Annotated in this window: 14 protein-coding genes and 1 riboswitch; of the genes, 8 read left to right on the top strand and 6 right to left on the bottom strand. The window is 36.2% G+C overall.

Translation table 11 applies throughout. The features are described 5' to 3' along the window. Nucleotides 1-25: 25 nt before the first annotated feature. Together ACYFX0_RS21940 and ACYFX0_RS21945 are read right to left on the bottom strand one after the other, a co-directional pair. Nucleotides 26-1,255: an aminopeptidase gene (locus ACYFX0_RS21940; protein ID WP_016078573.1), complete on the bottom strand. Its 1,230-nt coding sequence runs from the start codon at nucleotides 1,253-1,255 to the stop codon at nucleotides 26-28. A gap of 116 nt (nucleotides 1,256-1,371) precedes the next feature. Next, nucleotides 1,372-2,454, bottom strand: a complete 1,083-nt coding sequence (locus ACYFX0_RS21945) for a polysaccharide deacetylase family protein (RefSeq protein ID WP_106082277.1) — start codon at nucleotides 2,452-2,454, stop codon at nucleotides 1,372-1,374. 537 nt (nucleotides 2,455-2,991) lie between these two features. Between ACYFX0_RS21945 and ACYFX0_RS21950 the strand changes: the two genes are divergently transcribed. After that, nucleotides 2,992-3,699, top strand: a complete 708-nt coding sequence (locus tag ACYFX0_RS21950) for a hypothetical protein (RefSeq protein ID WP_074790382.1) — start codon at nucleotides 2,992-2,994, stop codon at nucleotides 3,697-3,699. 46 nt (nucleotides 3,700-3,745) lie between these two features. On the opposite strand, the gene ACYFX0_RS21955 is transcribed toward ACYFX0_RS21950, so the two are convergent. After that, complete coding sequence (locus ACYFX0_RS21955; RefSeq protein WP_001200491.1) at nucleotides 3,746-4,942, bottom strand: NupC/NupG family nucleoside CNT transporter; 1,197 nt, start codon at nucleotides 4,940-4,942, stop codon at nucleotides 3,746-3,748. Between the two features lie 202 nt (nucleotides 4,943-5,144). Continuing rightward, nucleotides 5,145-5,246: riboswitch (purine riboswitch) on the bottom strand. 121 nt (nucleotides 5,247-5,367) lie between these two features. Between ACYFX0_RS21955 and rlmD the strand changes: the two genes are divergently transcribed. The 4 genes from rlmD (at nucleotide 5,368) to ACYFX0_RS21975 (ending at nucleotide 9,567) form a co-directional block, all read left to right on the top strand. Further along, a complete protein-coding gene (rlmD, locus tag ACYFX0_RS21960) occupies nucleotides 5,368-6,744 on the top strand; it encodes a 23S rRNA (uracil(1939)-C(5))-methyltransferase RlmD (RefSeq protein ID WP_106082276.1) in 1,377 nt (458 codons plus the stop codon). Nucleotides 6,745-6,904: 160 nt separating this feature from the next. Then, nucleotides 6,905-7,894: a tRNA dihydrouridine synthase gene (locus ACYFX0_RS21965; protein WP_000566714.1), complete on the top strand. Its 990-nt coding sequence runs from the start codon at nucleotides 6,905-6,907 to the stop codon at nucleotides 7,892-7,894. A gap of 351 nt (nucleotides 7,895-8,245) precedes the next feature. Then, on the top strand, nucleotides 8,246-8,764 hold the full coding sequence (locus tag ACYFX0_RS21970; RefSeq protein ID WP_001251723.1) for a YehS family protein: 519 nt from the start codon (nucleotides 8,246-8,248) through the stop codon (nucleotides 8,762-8,764). 95 nt (nucleotides 8,765-8,859) lie between these two features. Further along, nucleotides 8,860-9,567, top strand: coding sequence for a M48 family metallopeptidase (locus tag ACYFX0_RS21975; protein ID WP_000233770.1), 708 nt, complete (start codon nucleotides 8,860-8,862; stop codon nucleotides 9,565-9,567). Between the two features lie 281 nt (nucleotides 9,568-9,848). On the opposite strand, the gene ACYFX0_RS21980 is transcribed toward ACYFX0_RS21975, so the two are convergent. Next, nucleotides 9,849-10,544 carry an N-acetyltransferase gene (locus ACYFX0_RS21980; RefSeq protein WP_106082275.1) on the bottom strand — a complete coding sequence of 232 codons (696 nt, stop codon included), beginning with the start codon at nucleotides 10,542-10,544 and terminating at the stop codon, nucleotides 9,849-9,851. 14 nt (nucleotides 10,545-10,558) lie between these two features. Next, nucleotides 10,559-11,668, bottom strand: coding sequence for a mandelate racemase/muconate lactonizing enzyme family protein (locus ACYFX0_RS21985; protein WP_106082274.1), 1,110 nt, complete (start codon nucleotides 11,666-11,668; stop codon nucleotides 10,559-10,561). 93 nt (nucleotides 11,669-11,761) lie between these two features. On the opposite strand from ACYFX0_RS21985, the gene ACYFX0_RS21990 reads away from it, so the two are divergent. Beyond that, nucleotides 11,762-13,033 (top strand): transcriptional regulator, encoded by a 1,272-nt coding sequence (locus ACYFX0_RS21990; RefSeq protein ID WP_074790378.1) that lies wholly within the window; start codon nucleotides 11,762-11,764, stop codon nucleotides 13,031-13,033. On the opposite strand, the gene nhaC is transcribed toward ACYFX0_RS21990, so the two are convergent. Then, on the bottom strand, nucleotides 13,022-14,443 hold the full coding sequence (gene nhaC / locus ACYFX0_RS21995; RefSeq protein ID WP_000711513.1) for a Na+/H+ antiporter NhaC: 1,422 nt from the start codon (nucleotides 14,441-14,443) through the stop codon (nucleotides 13,022-13,024). The two genes, ACYFX0_RS21990 and nhaC, sit on opposite strands and share 12 nt — an antisense overlap. Nucleotides 14,444-14,713: 270 nt before the next feature. Here nhaC and ACYFX0_RS22000 point away from each other — a divergent pair, with 270 nt between their 5' ends. Together ACYFX0_RS22000 and ACYFX0_RS22005 are read left to right on the top strand one after the other, a co-directional pair. After that, nucleotides 14,714-15,829: a M20 peptidase aminoacylase family protein gene (locus tag ACYFX0_RS22000; protein ID WP_000853510.1), complete on the top strand. Its 1,116-nt coding sequence runs from the start codon at nucleotides 14,714-14,716 to the stop codon at nucleotides 15,827-15,829. 193 nt (nucleotides 15,830-16,022) lie between these two features. Beyond that, entirely contained in the window at nucleotides 16,023-16,628 is a 606-nt protein-coding gene (locus tag ACYFX0_RS22005) for an SAM-dependent methyltransferase (protein ID WP_001005634.1), read from the top strand. Nucleotides 16,629-16,632 lie beyond the last annotated feature (4 nt).

A 16,632-nucleotide genomic window follows, 5' to 3' on the forward strand; every position in this document is an offset into this window, starting at 1 on the left:
CAATGTGTTTTTTATGGTAATTAATTTAAAACGCCCAGTTACCTTTACGGAAGATAGGCTCATGTCTGCCATCAGCAGTAATACCGTCAATATCAAGCTCAGCTGATCCAATCATGAAGTCGTTGTGTGTAATACTAGCGTTTGCGCCGTTTTCAGCAAGTTCTTCTTTAGACATTGTTTTTCCGCCAACTAAGTTAAATGCGTAAGCATTTCCAATCGCAAGGTGGCAAGATGCATTTTCGTCAAATAGTGTATTGTAGAATAAAACATTTGTGTTTGAAATTGGTGAGTCATGAGGTACTAAAGCTACTTCCCCTAAGAAGTGAGAACCTTCATCTGTTTCTACTAAATGTTTTAAAGCTTCTTCACCAGCTTCAGCTTTATAGTCTACGATACGTCCGTTTTCAAATGTTAACGTGAAATTATCGATAATATTACCTGCAAATACTAACGGTTTTGTACTAGAAACTTGGCCGTTTACACCTGTTTTAAGTGGCATTGTAAATACTTCTTCAGTTGGAATATTAGCCATAAATGGTACGTTCTTTTCATTTAAGCTACCAGCACCAGCCCATACATGTTTTTCTGGAAGTTCGATTGTTAAATCTGTTCCAGGACCTGTATAGTGAAGAGCTTTATAATGCTTTTCGTTTAAGTAATCCACTTTTGTATGTAATGTTTCATCATGTTCTTTCCATGCTTCTACAGGATTTTCTAAATCAGCACGAGTAGCTTTGAAAATAGCATCCCATAACTTTGCTTCTTGTTCTTCTGGCGCTATGTCAGGGAATACTTTCGCAGCCCATTCTTTCGTAGGAACAGAAATTACACACCAGCTTACTTTATCGGCTTGTACGTAATCACGGTATACTTTCATCGCTTCTCCAGCTACTTTATGAGCTGTTGCGATACGTGTTGCTTCTACACCTTTTAATAAATCAGGGTTTTCTGCATAGATAGACATAAATGCAGCGCCTTCTTTTGCTAATTCCTCACGAGCATGTGCTTTCCAAGAAGGGAATTCAGAGAAAGCTTCTTCAGGAGCTAGATCGAACTTTAAGCGTGTTAACGTCTCATCATTCCAATCCACATATACGTGTTTTGCACCAGATTTATATGCTTTCTCTGTAACGAGGCGTACAAATTGTACAGCTTCAAGAGGTGCACTAATTGATAAAGTTTGTCCAGGTTGAATATTAACACCAACATTAACTGCAAGAGCAGCATATTTCTCTAACGTTTGTTCAAATGACATATGTATAATCTCCTTTAATTTGAAAGATTTCTTACTATATATAATACAAGAAAATTCTAAAAATATATATAAATATAAAGTAAAAAGAGAGCTCAAAATGTATTGAGCTCTTACATTTACTTAATTGAAGAAGCAAACTGCTCTACAGTCGTTGTATGGTGTATACGAACGCGCTTCATCTTTAACAATTCATCAGGTTCACCCTTCGTAATGAATTGCCCAGGCTTTGTCGTCGTCGCAAATTGATAATACTTCTTCGTTTCTGCAACAACCTTATCATCTACATGACCGAATGGATAAGCAATCGCGATAACAGGCTTACCTGTTATTTTTTCTAGCTTTTCTTTTGAACCTTTTAACTCTTCCTCATAGTTTGTAATTTTCGGCAAGTCTGCATGTGTTGCAGTATGAGATTGCACGGAGAAAATGCCGGAATCAATCATTTCTTTTATTTCAGAAGTAGACAATGCTCCTTCTACATCAACGTTATCAACAATCATATATTCTGTTGCTGCCGGTTTGAAAGTATCATCTTTTAGCTTTTGTAAAACGCGAAATGCATTCATATTATTTTTCATACCGTCATCAAATGTAACAAAAATCGGCTTATTTACTTTATTTATATCGCCCCAGCGTTCAAACGTTAACAGCGTATAACCATTGTCCTTTAAATGTTTCATTTGTGCTTCAAAGTTAGCTGGTGATACGAATAAGTCTTTAATACCTTGACCATGATAATCATCAATTGCGTGATACATAAGAACAGGAACCTTTTGTTCGAAAGTAATAGTAGATTTCGTAAGCGAGATTGTTTTCCCATCTTCTTTCATTCCTGTTGCTTCAATTTGGAACTCACCGCGTTTTCCTTCAAATTCCTTTATATCAAAAGGAAGTGTGAATTGTTTCTCTTTTTCTTTAGAAGAAAAAGATTTAGCACTTTCCTTGCCATCAGCTGTGCGCCAAATTTTATATTGTACTTCATTTAAAGAATCTTTTATGTCTGTCATATGAATAGTAGTGTCTGTAGATTCGTATGTGATGGGAGTATAAGAAATTTTACCTTGTTCTTGTACAGTCTCTTTTTGTTTAGCTACTTCTTGAACCTTTTTCTCTTTTTTAGGTTCTTGGCTTACATTGCTAGTATTGCAGCCTGCTAGAATGGCAGACGTACATAAAGCAATTGCTGCGTATTTTCTCATGAAAATCACCTTCTATTGTGTAGTATGTTGCATATTGACATTAAAATCCCCACCGCTATAAGAGTGGTGGGGATATACCCTTGTTCATCATATCATTTGAAGAAAATGAGGGGAATATGATTTTTAGGAGGCTATTAAGGTAATAGATTAGTGACTTTGAATAGATGTATTTTTTTGTTTCTTATTAGAATTAATAATAATATAACCGACTACAAAGATAAGAGGAATAATAAAGACATAGATAGGCATTCCCCATACATAATAGCTTTTTAGGGTTAAGACTAGTAAATGTAAGAAATCGAAAATTGCGTGGGCTTTCATAATATCCTCCAATGGCTTTTTGAAAATTATAACATTTTAAACTTGTTATTTGTATAATTTGGAAAGTGATTTAAGCTAATTTTAAAGTAAGAAGAAGACTTATTAATATGCAATTTTGCATACGGGTATGGATTCTATTAAAATATAAAGATTTTATACTATAATAAAAACCGCTATAAAACTAAGTAAGGATAATGTATGGAGTGGAGAATAGAAATGAAATATAAAAAAATAATATATATCTTTTTCATATCGCTATTTATAGTTGGTTGTCAAAGTGAAGTGAGTAAAGCAAATAGTGTGGAAGAGTATATTCCATCGCATCTTATGAATGCGGAAGTGACGGCGGATATTATGACACTAGAGATGGATCGTGATACACGTAAAAAAGTAGAGATTATTACTAAAAAGATGAGTGATCATGTAAAGAATGATAAAGAGTGGTACACAAACTATATATCAGGGCATATAGATAAACAGGTGAAGCCGTATCATCCTAACTTTGGTATTACAGAAGAAGAATATAACTTTTTTAGAAACGCCGTTGAGAATAGTAGTTTATCTAATACAAGTGATGGAAAACTTCAATTTAAGCAAAAAAGTAACCATGAAATTGAAATTGTTTCAAGTAGAAACCTAGAACTATTCCAGCATCTAGTAATTGATACAGAGAAGAATATAATAAAAACTTCTTTTGGAGAATGTCAGTATGTTGGAGAAATAAAGCCATCTTCAGAAAAAAGAATATTAGGTCGAGTAAATGGAAAACAATGGATGTTACAAAAAGAAAATTTAATCTATTTATTCTCTTTAGGAAAGCTTGAAGGAGAAGATAAATCTGTTATGGTTATTTCAGTAAAAGGCATACACGAAGGAAAACTTATTAGTAACGAGGAAGTAGTCGAATTCCGTTCGATTTCATAAAGAATCAAAAAAATCACCTTACTCGTTAAAGTAAGGTGATTTTTTATTAAATAAACAATCCAGCGATTGTTGCAGATAAAATAGAAGCAAGTGTTGATGCAAATAGCATTTTCCAACCAAATTTAGAAACAACGCTTCCTTGTTTTTCAGAAAGGGCACGGATTGTACCAACGATTGCACCAATTTGGCTAATACTTGCGAAGCTAATTAAGAATACTGTAACGATTCCAACTGTACGTGGAGCTAATGTTGTAGCTGTGTCTTTTAAATCAAGGATTGCTACAAACTCGTTTAAAACAATCTTCGTACCCATAATACCACCAGCTGGGATAATATCTTGAGTTGGAATACCCATTAAGAATGCGAATGGAGAAAGTACGTAACCGAAGATTTGTTGTAAAGTAACAGCATGTCCCATTGCGCCTGAAGCTGCACTAATTACGTAGTTTACAACTTCCATCACACCGATAAAGGCGATCATTAATGCGGCAACGATACCAGCTACTTTTAAACCATCAAGCGCACCGTTAATCATTGCGCCGATAAAGCTGTCTCCGAATAGAGTTCTATCAAATTTTTGAATCACTTCATCTTCTTTTTTCGTATCAACTGGTGTTAATAACGAACAAACGATTAAGCTTGAGAATAAGTTTAGCGGAAGAGCTGCTAGTACGTATTTTGCATCTAACATCATTACGTATGATGCTGTAACAGAAGCAGAAACGGAGCTCATCGCAGAACAACAAATGATAAACATACGATTTTTATTGAAATGCTGTAAATCGTTTTTAATGACGATTAACGCTTCACTTGAACCGAAGAATACAGAGTTTACTGCGTGGAATGACTCAACGCGTGGCAAACCAGTAATTTTTGAAATTGCACCGCCGACAACACGAACGATGAATGGTAAAACACCTAAATAACTAAAGATTGAAAGTAGTGCTGAGAAAAATACGATAATTAATAATACGTTTAAGAAAAAGACAAAATCTCTGTGAATTCCATTAAAGAGAAAATCGACACCTGTCGTACCAAGTTTAATTAGTTTGTTGAAAACTTTACTAATGAAAATAATGATTTGTTGACCAATCTTTGTAGCAAACATAAACCAACCGATTAAAATTTGGAAACCAATCATAATTGCAATTGCACGGAAGTTGATTTTACTTTTGTTGTTTGACAAAGCAAAACATAAACCTAACACGGCAAGAATACCGATAATGCTCATTACATATTGCATGTAGTTGCCCCTTTCAGAAGTTCGTATAAAGTTTGTACATAAAACGTTCGTTATATTACTAAAAATAAAAGAACGAGGTTTTATGTCATACGTAAGATGTCTGACCTTTTAGAAAAATAAAAATAAAAAAAGAACCATATGGATTCACTTTCATCTATGAGAGAAAGCTAATCAATATGAGTCCTTTTTTACGCATAGGCTAATATTCATTAGTTTTCCCCATAGTCCAGCAATTTAAGGTTGCCGGGTAGAAACTCTCGATCCATATTATCAAGTATATATGAGGTAACATCGTCCGTATTAAATTAGTAGTAGCGTAACATTAACAGAGAAGTATCGTCAATAGCTTTTTTTCTTCCAATAGAAAAAGACCATATAAGTATGATAAAATGTAACGCAGTGTTATGAAAAAGAGAGGTCGGAAAATGAGTACTAAAATGACGCCACCAGTTGAGAAAAACGAGTTTATAGATGTAGTATTTGAAGATTTAACACATGATGGTTCCGGTGTTGCGAAAGTAAAGGGCTATCCTATTTTCGTTAAAAACGGATTACCAGGTGAAGAAGCGCAAATTAAAATTATTAAAGTGAAGAAAAACTTTGCATTTGGTCGTTTAATGAAGCTTCATACAGAAAGTCCATATCGTAAAGATGCAGAGTGCCCGGTATATAACCAGTGCGGCGGTTGTCAGCTTCAGCACTTAACTTATGAAGGACAATTACAGGCGAAAGAAAAGCAAGTACGTGACGTTATGCAGCGCATCGGAGGACTAGGCGATGTTCCTGTTCATCCTGTACTTGGTATGAAGAACCCGTGGGTATACCGCAATAAAGCACAAGTACCAATCGGAGAACGTGAAGGTGGGCTTGTAGCTGGTTTCTATCGTCAAGGAACGCATGACATCATTAATATGGAATCATGCTTAATTCAGGCAGAAGAAAACGATACATTAATTCAAGAAGTAAAACGTATTTGTGAAAAGCACGGTATCACTGCGTACAACGAAGAGCGTAACAAAGGAACACTTCGTCACGTAATGGCTCGTTACGGACAAGTAACAGGGGAAATTATGCTTGTCTTCATTACACGTACAGCAGAACTACCAAACAAAAAAGCAATTATTGAAGAAATTGCAGCGAAATTCCCAGAAGTAAAATCGATTGTTCAAAACGTAAATACGAAGCGTACGAATGTAATTTTCGGAGATAAAACGACAGTACTGTACGGATCAGAATATATTTATGACTTTATCGGTGACATTAAATTTGCGATTTCAGCACGTTCATTCTATCAAGTAAACCCAGAACAAACGAAAGTGCTATACGATAAAACGTTAGAATACGCAAAATTAAACGGTAACGAAACAGTAATCGATGCCTATTGCGGAATCGGATCAATCTCGTTATTCCTAGCGCAAAAAGCGAAAAAAGTGTACGGCGTTGAAATCGTCCCAGAAGCAATCGAAGACGCAAACCGAAACGCAGCACTAAACAACATGACAAACGCTGAATTTGGCGTAGGAGAAGCAGAAGTAGTCATTCCAAAATGGTACAAAGAAGGCGTAATTGCCGACACAATGGTCGTAGATCCACCGCGTAAAGGCTGTGACGAAGCATTACTAAACACAATCATCGACATGAAGCCAAACCGCGTCGTATACGTATCGTGTAACCCAGCAACATTAGCACGTGACTTAAAAGTACTAGAAGAAGGCGGATATAAAACACAGGAAGTACAGCCTGTTGATATGTTCCCGCATACGACTCATGTGGAGTGTGTGGCTTGGCTTAAGTTAGTATAATAGGAAAGCAGTTGATATAGGAAAATCTATACCATCTGCTTTTTGGTTTACAAAAATACCATTCATAAGCGATTTTAGTTAAAATAAATATTGCTGATTTTCACAAATTATAAATTGAGATTTTGAAATTGTATTCATAGTGAGAGGATTTGAATTTGAAATGATAGATAATTTTTGGCGTGAATTACCACGACCATTTTTCGTACTTGCACCAATGGAAGATGTGACAGACGTTGTTTTCCGTCACGTAGTAAGTGAGGCTGGTCGTCCAGATGTATTCTTTACAGAGTTCACAAACTCAGATAGCTATTGTCATCCAGAAGGTATGAAAAGTGTACGTGGTCGTTTAATTTTTACAGAAGATGAACAGCCAATGGTGGCACATATTTGGGGAGATAATCCTGAATATTTCCGTCAAATGAGTATTGGTATGGCAGAGTTAGGATTTAAAGGCATTGATATTAATATGGGCTGCCCTGTACCGAATGTAGCATCAAGAGGAAAAGGTAGTGGTCTTATTCTACGTCCAGACGTTGCAGCAGAACTTATCCAAGCAGCAAAAGCGGGCGGACTACCTGTCAGCGTAAAAACAAGACTTGGCTTTAAAGAGTTAAGCGAGTGGGAAGATTGGTTAACGCACATTTTCAAACAAGATATTGCGAACCTTTCTATTCATTTACGCACAAGAGAAGAAATGAGCCAAGTAGATGCGCATTGGGAACTAATTCCGGAAATTAAAAAATTACGTGACCGTATCGCACCCAATACGTTAATAACAATCAATGGAGACATCCTTGATCGTAAAATGGGACTGGAACTTGCTGAAAAATACGGCATTGATGGCGTAATGATCGGACGAGGCATCTTCAAAAATCCATTTGCTTTTGAAAAAGAGCCAAGAGAGCATAGCAGTAAAGAACATCTAGATCTTTTAAGACTACAACTTGATCTTCAAGATCAATATGCAGAAGTACTGCCACGCTCAATCACAGGACTTCACCGCTTCTTCAAAATTTATGTGAAGGGCTTCCCAGGAGCTGCGGAATTGAGAAATCAATTGATGAGTACGAAATCGACCAATGAGGTGCGTGCTTTGTTGGATAAGTTTGAGGATAGTGTTGGTGTTGCTCAGGATAGTGAGACGGTTTAACTTTTAAGCAGTTAAATCATTTCATATGTAGTGTATGACATGAGTGAGTTGAAAATAAGCGTAGAGCTGGAAAAGAACAGTGTATTTGAGAAATCAAAGCACTGTTTTTTTCTTTTAGTTAATGTTAAGAGAGAAATCTTTTTAAAGGCATATAAAAAACACGTAAGAGCTCTGTAGATACAATGATAGAGAAAAGTTCGGGTAAGACTATAAAACATATCTTTAAAATGTTAAAGTATTAATTTAGCGGACAATAACTAAAAGGTTAGATTTAAACATGATAATTTAAAGCACGTTATAGGATAAACTTTAACTGCTGAATAAATAATCAACATTTCAGGAGGAAACCCAATGGCAATGAGCAACAACGATATATTAAAAAGAGTACGATACGCTTTAGATATAAGAGATATAGATATGGTGGAAATCTTTAAACTCGGCGGGATGGAAGTAACGAAAGAAGACGTAGTTGATATGCTTACAAAAATAAAGAGAGCTCCTCAGCATGAAGCTGAAGATGCGGATGTAATCGAAGATGAGTACGTAAAAACATGCGATATGATGATGTTAGAGGCATTTTTCAATGGATTTATTACTTTAAAAAGAGGAAAGCAAGATCCGAAACCAGGGCAGCCTGCACCTGTACAGAGTAAGGAGAGTGCCAATAACCTTCTTCTAAAGAAAATGAAAATCGCACTATCTTTAACGAGTGAGGATGTACTTGATATATTAGATAGCGTAGGCGTTACGGTAACAAAAGGAGAGTTAGGCGCTCTATTAAGAAAAAAAGGTCATAAAAATTACAAAGAGTGCGGCGATAGATACGCAAGGAATTTCATTAAGGGATTAGGTGTAAAGTATAGAGGATAATGAGTTCGTTAAAGCAGTAAATGATATAATAGGTAGAGTAGGACGTTCGTATCCTACTCTTTTTTATTTGTAAAAATACTATGCTAGGTGATGAAATGGTACATACATATTTAGGTGAGACAATTAATTTTCATATAACTTATAAGAAGAAAAAGTCCGTGCGTCTTTTTGTGGATTCGTATGGAAATGTGGAAGTGCAGGCTCCGAAAGGGACACCTGTTGAATACTTAGTCCAGTTGCTAGAGGAAAAGTGGAATTGGATTCAGACAACTCGTAAGGAAATGGCGGAGCGAGCGCGTGGACCACAGGAAAAGGATTACGATCAAGGAGAAGGCTTTTTGTATTTAGGGAATACGTATTCGATACAGATTTCCCAAGATGCAAGCATTGAGCAAGACAATGCGATTTTTGAAGGGGATAAGTTACATATTTATGTAAAAGAGCTAAAGGATGAGAAAATACAGCAAGCTTTAAAACGATTTTATTATAAGCAGTGTAAAACTTTAGTAGAGAAGAGCATTAAAGTGCATCAAAGTAACTTTAAGACAAAACCACGTTCTATTCGTATTACAGATAGTAGTCGTACTTGGGGTACTTGCGATTCGAATTTACAACTAACATTCAATTGGAAGCTAGCAATGGCACCACAGCGAGTAATTGACTATGTAGTCGTTCATGAAATGTGTCATATGGTTCATTTAAATCATGATCGCTCTTTTTGGCGTCTTGTCGGGAAGATAATGCCTGATTATAAGGAAATGGAGAACTGGTTAGCTTTATCTAGTTGGAAGATGACGGTTTAGGAAGGGATATCGATTTTTGTCGGTAAATCGATATTTCTTGTCGAATCGTTGATATATTGTGAGTTTTGATAGATATATTTTAAAAATCGTTGATATATTGTGAGTTTTGATAGATATATTGTGAGTTTTGATAGATATATTTTAAAAATCGTTGATATATTGTAAGTTATGATAGATATATTCGAAAAATCGTTGATATAATTTCATTTACTACAGGATTGTTCAACAAATCGAAAAGAGGAGATGCCACAAGGGACATCTCCTTTTTTCGAGTATATAGATTATCGCCCAAACTTCACAATGAAAGTATCTGCTGTTTTCTCCATCTCATACCCACGATACCCCTCCGAAAGCAAAGCCTGCTGTCCACTAGCATCACTCATTAGAATACTTTGAACATCCGTCCAATCTCTTTCATTATCTCCGCGCAATTTCTTCACAAAAACATACCGCAGACTACCACCATACTTTTCCTTCAACACAGCAATCTCCATCCCTTGCGCAAATTTATCCTTCAAACTCGGGATGTTAAAAGGAGCAACGGTGCAGCATACATAATTATATTTGCTATCTTCTTTTTGCAATTCGTCCATGATGACGTTTGCTAATATTTTTTGCATACCATTTCCTCGGCAGTTCGGATGAACGTTTGAGATTTCTTGATAGATGACGCGGTGTAGTTCATTTTCTGGCAAACCAATATCAAGCCCTAAATGTTCATCATCGATAGGCGGGACGAGTAGAGCGCGAAATGCGATGAGTTCGTTTTCGATAAAAGCACCGATCATCATGCCGTTTCCTTTTAGAATGTATTGAAATTCTTCTTGTGAGAGTGGTTGTAAACGACTTTTATCTTCTAGTGCTTCAACTACAATGTTTTGTAGTGATAAAATTTGTTCGATGTGCTCTAGTGATAGTAATGTAACGTGAAATGATTCGTTATTTTGTTTTAATGTTCCTTCGTATAGAACCGTCATATGATAGTCCTCCTTTAGCGTACAACGCCTTGAAAGACGGTTAGTTCTTGTAGTGTATCTTCGTTTATTTCAATGCCGAGTCCCGGCTTTTCGTTTAAGCGAATGAATGGTACATCGTAATGTAAGTTTCCAATGTCTTTCGTGAATTTTAATGGTCCTGTTAGCTCTACGCTCGTAATGATTTTCTTTGAGAAAGCGACATGGAATCCTGCGGAAGAGGCAACAGAGGATTCGACCATTGATCCCACTTGGCATTCAATGCCGGCCATTTCAGCTTGATGAGCGAGCTTTACAGCTGGATATATGCCGCCGCATTTCATTAGTTTTATATTCACTTTATCGGCAGCTTCTAATTTAATAATTTGGCGCATTTCACGAGAACTTTTTAGTCCTTCATCAATCATAAGCGGGAGATCTGTTTTAGAACGAATATGAGCCATGGCATCAATATCGTCCGCGATAACAGGTTGTTCAATCCAGTCAATGTTTAAATGTCCTAATGAACGCAGTGCTGTTAATGTGTTCGCGCTATTTTTCCAGCCTTGGTTTACATCAATGCGAATAGCGATGTCATTTCCTACACGTTCTCGTACAGCTTCAATACGTTTCACATCTTCTTTTACATTCGTACCAACTTTCATTTTGAAAGATTGGTAACCTTTTTGAATCATAGAAGCAGCTTCTTCAGCCATATCTTCAGGATCGGCAATACTTAAAACGTGAGTGACAGGGAATTCTTCATGATAGCGCCCACCAATTAATTGATATACAGGTTGATTTAGTTTTTTGCCCATTATATCAAAACAAGCAATATCAATTGCGGCTTTCGCTGTTGGAACACCGTAAATTGTATTGTCCATCATGTCGTGTATTTTTTCGATATTCATTGGATTTTTCCCGATTAGAGCAGGGGTTAGCGTATGTTTTAAAGTATGGAAAGTACTTTCCCATGATTCACCTGTGACGTGATCATCAGCAACGCCTTCACCGTAACCGATAATACCTTCATCTGTTTCCATTTTGACGATAATAGAGGGCATATCAGAATAAGAGCCATAACTAATAACAAACGGACTGCGAAGCGGTAAACGAATTGCGTAAAGATGAATAGCTGTAATTTTCATTGAATAGAAACTCCTTCCTGTTTACGATAGTTTTATACATTTGATATAGTTGACGTTAAATAGTCGTTAATTAATGATAAGGAGTTAGAGAAAATGATGATAAAAATTGCAGTTGTCGGTTCAAAGGAGTTTATGGAGAACCTTTTTCCTATTGCTCAAAAATTAGAAGGAATAGAAATTGATTCCTATATTTACCTTCATCCGGCAGAATCTTCTGAACTATTAAAGTGTCTAAAGCCTTGTGATGTCATCTTTTTCTCAGGTGCTTTACCTTATTATATGGCAAAAGAAGTAAGAGAACAATTACGAATTCCAAGTACATACTTACAGCAAGACGAGACAACTGTCGCATCTTCCATTCTTTCTATCATGTATCATCAAAGTATTCAACCACATAACATTTCCATCGATTTAGTAGACCGCTCGTTTATTACAAATGTGTTCCATGATATCGGTATAAGAGAAAGTCCGCAAGTGTTGGATTATGAAAATATGCTGTGGAGTAAAGATGAAATAAATAGAGTTATCGATTTTCATGTAGCTAAATATCAATCTGGAGAAGCTCATTTAGCTTTAACTAGTATTCACGCTGTTTACGACGAGCTTCAAAAAATGGGTGTTCCTTCAGAGCGTATGATTGATCCAACACAATCCATTATACATGGGCTAAAAGATGCAAAAATAAAAGCTGAGTTAGCAAAAAGCTATTCAGCTACTGTTGGTACTTGTATTATTTCGTCCTTAGAATTACGAACGAGTTTGCTTGAAAAACTAGATGTCATTTCAAAAGAACTACGTGGTTCATTTAAACAAGTGGATGAAATGACATGCATTTTGTATACAACTCGTGGTGATATCGAATCAATTATTAAAACAAATGCGATAGATAACTTGTTTGCGAGTGTAGAAGGAACGATAGCTATTGGATTTGGTTATGGAAAAACCGTGAAAGAAGCGGAGCAAAATGCAAAAATTGCTCAAAGTTTTGCAAAGAATAATCCAATAGATCGTTGTTTTTATATACTAACAAGTGATAAAGATTTGTTTGGTCCATTCCCGAAAGAACAGAGAGTACAAAGTTTGAAAAATGATAATCCGGAACTAATGAAAATAGCGAAGGAAACGAAGCTTAGTCCGGCCAACTTGTCAAAAATTATTCAATTTAGTCAATCGCATCCGTCATTGAAATTTACAGCAGCTGACCTTTCTGAGTACTTACAAGTGACTCGAAGATCGACAGAAAGGTTGTTAAAGAAATTAGTTGATTACGGGTATGCTCATATTTGCGGCGAGGAAATGCCCTATCAACAAGGGCGACCTCGCGCACTATATGAACTGAATTTACCGCTATTTTTAAGCTTCTAGTTGAGCTTTTTGTTTCTTTAGCAGTTCTGCTTTTTCAATGTCTGATAGTTTTACAATTGTGAAACCTGTTATACCATAAATGATTGAGATAATAGGTACGATGAAATTCAAAATAGCATAAGGAGCATATTCAAATGCACCTACGCCAAGTGTAGCGAGAATAAATACACCGCACGTATTCCAAGGAACGAAGACAGAAGTTAATGTTCCGCCATCTTCTAATGCTCTGGATAAGTTTTTTGAATGTAGTCCTTTTTCTGTGTATGCATTTGCGTACATTCTTGAAGGGACAACAATTGAAATATATTGTTCAGAGCAAGTAAGGTTTGTTGCAAAACAAGATGCGATAGTAGAAGCGATAAGCCCTTTTGCTGATTTCGCTAACTTTAAAATTTGATTTACAATTGAGCGAAGAATACCTGTATGTTCTAATACTCCTCCGAAAGTCATAGCGACAATTGTCATAGAGACTGTATTCATCATCGAATCTAAGCCACCGCGGTTAAATAGTTCGTCTACTAGCTTGTTTCCAGTGTCTATAACAAATCCAGCTTGGAGTGCACCGACAGATGCTGAGACAGAACCACCTTGAATAAAGACTTGTGATAAGAATCCTAAAATAATACCGACGAGAATGGCTGGTATGGCAGGAACCTTTTTAGCGACCAATACCATAACGGCTACGGGTATAATGAGTAGGAAAGGTGAGATAACAAAGTTTTGTTGCAATACTTGTAACGTTTGATCGATGCTCTTCGCATCAATATTGTTAGCGCCGAAGCTTCTTCCTAAGACCGCGTATACGATAAGAGTAATAATTAAACCGGGAACTGTAGTAAATAACATATGACGAATGTGTGCGAATAAATCTGTATTTGTTAATCCTGCGGCTAAGTTAGTTGTATCTGAAAGCGGTGACATTTTATCGCCAAAATAAGAGCCTGAAATAATGGCACCAGCAACCATTGGAGCTGGAATTCCCATACTTAGGCCAATTCCCATTCCAGCAACACCAATTGTACCCATTGTAGACCAAGAGCTACCAATCGCTAATGCAACGATAGAACAAATGACAGTAATGGAAACTAAAAATAGTGATGGAGTTAAAAGTTTTAAACCGTAATAAATCATCGTTGCGACAATTCCACCGCCAATCCAAGCACCAATTGTTAAGCCAACAAGAATAATAATGACGATAGCGGGTAATGCAAGACGAATCCCTTTATACATTGCTTCTTCAAGATCATTCCATTTGTAACCGTAACGCCAAGCGACAATAGAAGCAACGGTTGTACCGATAATAAGTGGAACGTGAGGGCTTTGTTTTAATACAACAATTGTAACCATCATAACTGCAACGGTAATGATAATAGGGATAATCGCTATTCCAAAAGGTATTTCTTTTTTCATAAAGTTCCTCCTTGTTACGTATGTTTGTTTGTATTTTTAGAATTGTCGTAAAATAGACGTTTATTAGGTTATGATAACTAAAAGTTTATGTAAGCGTCAACATAAAAACAGAAAATAAGGAATGTTCTATCGTTATGAAGTGAGTTGTCGATCGTATTTAAAAATAAACAATTGACTTTTTTCTTAAAATTCAATATGTTCATAAAAACATCTGTTTTTCATAAGTATAATTAACCTGATGGTTTATAATTTGGGAAGGAGACTGGAACGTTGAAAACATTAGAACTACAAGAGCGCTTAACGGAGATTTTTCAGCATTTACACGAAAACCCTGAAGTAAGTTGGAAAGAATATGAAACGACAGCGTATATTACTGACTTTTTAAAAGAAGAAGGAATTTCATATAGAACATTTGATGATTGTCCAGGTGTAATTGCTGAGATTGGAGGCGGGAATCCAGTTATTGCGATTCGTGCTGATATGGATGCACTTTGGCAAGAAGTAGATGGAGAATTTAAAGCGAACCATTCATGTGGTCATGATGCTCATATGACCATTGTAATGGGAGTTATTTTACAATTGAAAAATATGAGATGGAAAAGTGGTACGGTTAGGTTTATTTTTCAGCCGGCAGAAGAGAAGGGTAATGGTGCTTTGAAGATGGTGGAGAAAGGTGCTGTAGATGATGCTGATTTCTTATTTGGTGTCCATCTAAGACCGATTGAAGAACTATCTTTGAAACAAGGAGCCTCATCTATTCGCCATGGAGCAGCTGGATTTTTAGAGGGGATGATTCATGGGGAGGATGCACACGGGGCGAGACCACACCAAGGTGTGAATGCAATTGATGTCATTTCCATGATTAATATCGGTTTGAAAAATATTTGGTTGCCACCGCAAAGTTCCTATTCAGTAAAAATGACGAGATGCCAAGCTGGTGGCGATAATTTAAATATCATTCCGGGAAATGGTCATTTCAGTTTAGATGTAAGAGCAGAGAGTAATATACTATTAGAAGAATTAAAGGAAAAGATTGAGCATGTAATAGAATCAGCTGCATCGATGGGGTCGAAAACTTCATATGAATGGATGGATCTTGCACCAGGAGCAGAGGTTTCCGAAGAAGCAGAGCGCTTTATGCGTAAAGGTATTATCGAAGTGTATGGGGAAGAGAGATGTACGGGACCTCTCTATACGACAGGAAGCGATGATTTCCATTATTACACAGTGAAAAGACCACATTTAAAAGCTGTCATGCTTGGACTAGGAGCAGACCTACAACCTGGATTACACCATCCGTATATGAGGTTTGATCATAGTTGTATTATGGATGGAGTAGAAATATTGAAACAAACTGTATTGAAAGTGTTAGAAGACAGGGGCTAGAGAGCTCCTGTTTTTTTGTCGTGGATTGTCGGTAAATCGATATATTTGAAAAATCGTTGATATATTTGAAGTTACGATAGATATATTAAGAAAATCGTTAATATAATTTCACGTACCTATTAATTTGATTAAAAATGAATCTCCAGTACATGGTGTATAATAATAAGTACCATTTTTTAATAGGAGAAAACGAATGAACGAACAATATTACGATGCAGTTTTACATATAAAAACAGTCGGTGAGCAAAAGGGGTTTAACAAGTCTATGCATTATCACCGCTATGAACCGACGCCCTATAGCGGATTAGATGAGTTACTGAATCAATATGAAATACGAAGTAGCGACCGAATTGTAGACTTTGGGTGCGGAAAAGGAAGATTAAACTTTTATATGCATCATAAATGTGGTGCATCAGCAGTTGGAATTGAAATGAATGAAGAGTTTTATAAAGAAGCGATGGATAATCGAGATCGTTATGCACGAAAGACACGAAACAGTAAGGGGAAAATCCAGTTCCAATGTTGTTTAGCGCAGGAATATGAGATTGATCCGCATGATAATAGGTTTTATTTTTTTAATCCATTTTCTGTACAAGTGTTTATGAATGTAGTAAATAACATTTTGCTTTCGGTAGAAGAAACGGGGAGAGAAGTGGATATTATTTTATATTATCCTTCTGAGGACTATATTTTCTTCTTAGAAAATCAGACTGCGTTTGAGCTGAAGAAAGAAGTTAGATTGCCAGGTGCTTATGAGAAGAATGGGAATGAGAGGTTTTTAGTTTATACATTAAGGTAAAAAA

It is taken from the genome of Bacillus sp. NEAU-Y102, assembly GCF_054788175.1.

Coding starts and splice junctions, on each gene's coding strand:
- ACYFX0_RS21940 (WP_016078573.1), bottom strand. CDS start 1,255: ATGTCATTTGAACAAACGTTAGAGAAATATGCTGCTCTTGCAGTTAAT.
- ACYFX0_RS22005 (WP_001005634.1), top strand. CDS start 16,023: ATGAACGAACAATATTACGATGCAGTTTTACATATAAAAACAGTCGGT.
- ACYFX0_RS21980 (WP_106082275.1), bottom strand. CDS start 10,544: ATGACGGTTCTATACGAAGGAACATTAAAACAAAATAACGAATCATTT.
- ACYFX0_RS21975 (WP_000233770.1), top strand. CDS start 8,860: ATGGTACATACATATTTAGGTGAGACAATTAATTTTCATATAACTTAT.
- ACYFX0_RS21955 (WP_001200491.1), bottom strand. CDS start 4,942: ATGCAATATGTAATGAGCATTATCGGTATTCTTGCCGTGTTAGGTTTA.
- ACYFX0_RS21985 (WP_106082274.1), bottom strand. CDS start 11,668: ATGAAAATTACAGCTATTCATCTTTACGCAATTCGTTTACCGCTTCGC.
- ACYFX0_RS21990 (WP_074790378.1), top strand. CDS start 11,762: ATGATGATAAAAATTGCAGTTGTCGGTTCAAAGGAGTTTATGGAGAAC.
- ACYFX0_RS21950 (WP_074790382.1), top strand. CDS start 2,992: ATGAAATATAAAAAAATAATATATATCTTTTTCATATCGCTATTTATA.
- ACYFX0_RS21965 (WP_000566714.1), top strand. CDS start 6,905: ATGATAGATAATTTTTGGCGTGAATTACCACGACCATTTTTCGTACTT.
- ACYFX0_RS21945 (WP_106082277.1), bottom strand. CDS start 2,454: ATGAGAAAATACGCAGCAATTGCTTTATGTACGTCTGCCATTCTAGCA.
- nhaC (WP_000711513.1), bottom strand. CDS start 14,443: ATGAAAAAAGAAATACCTTTTGGAATAGCGATTATCCCTATTATCATT.
- ACYFX0_RS21970 (WP_001251723.1), top strand. CDS start 8,246: ATGGCAATGAGCAACAACGATATATTAAAAAGAGTACGATACGCTTTA.
- rlmD (WP_106082276.1), top strand. CDS start 5,368: ATGAGTACTAAAATGACGCCACCAGTTGAGAAAAACGAGTTTATAGAT.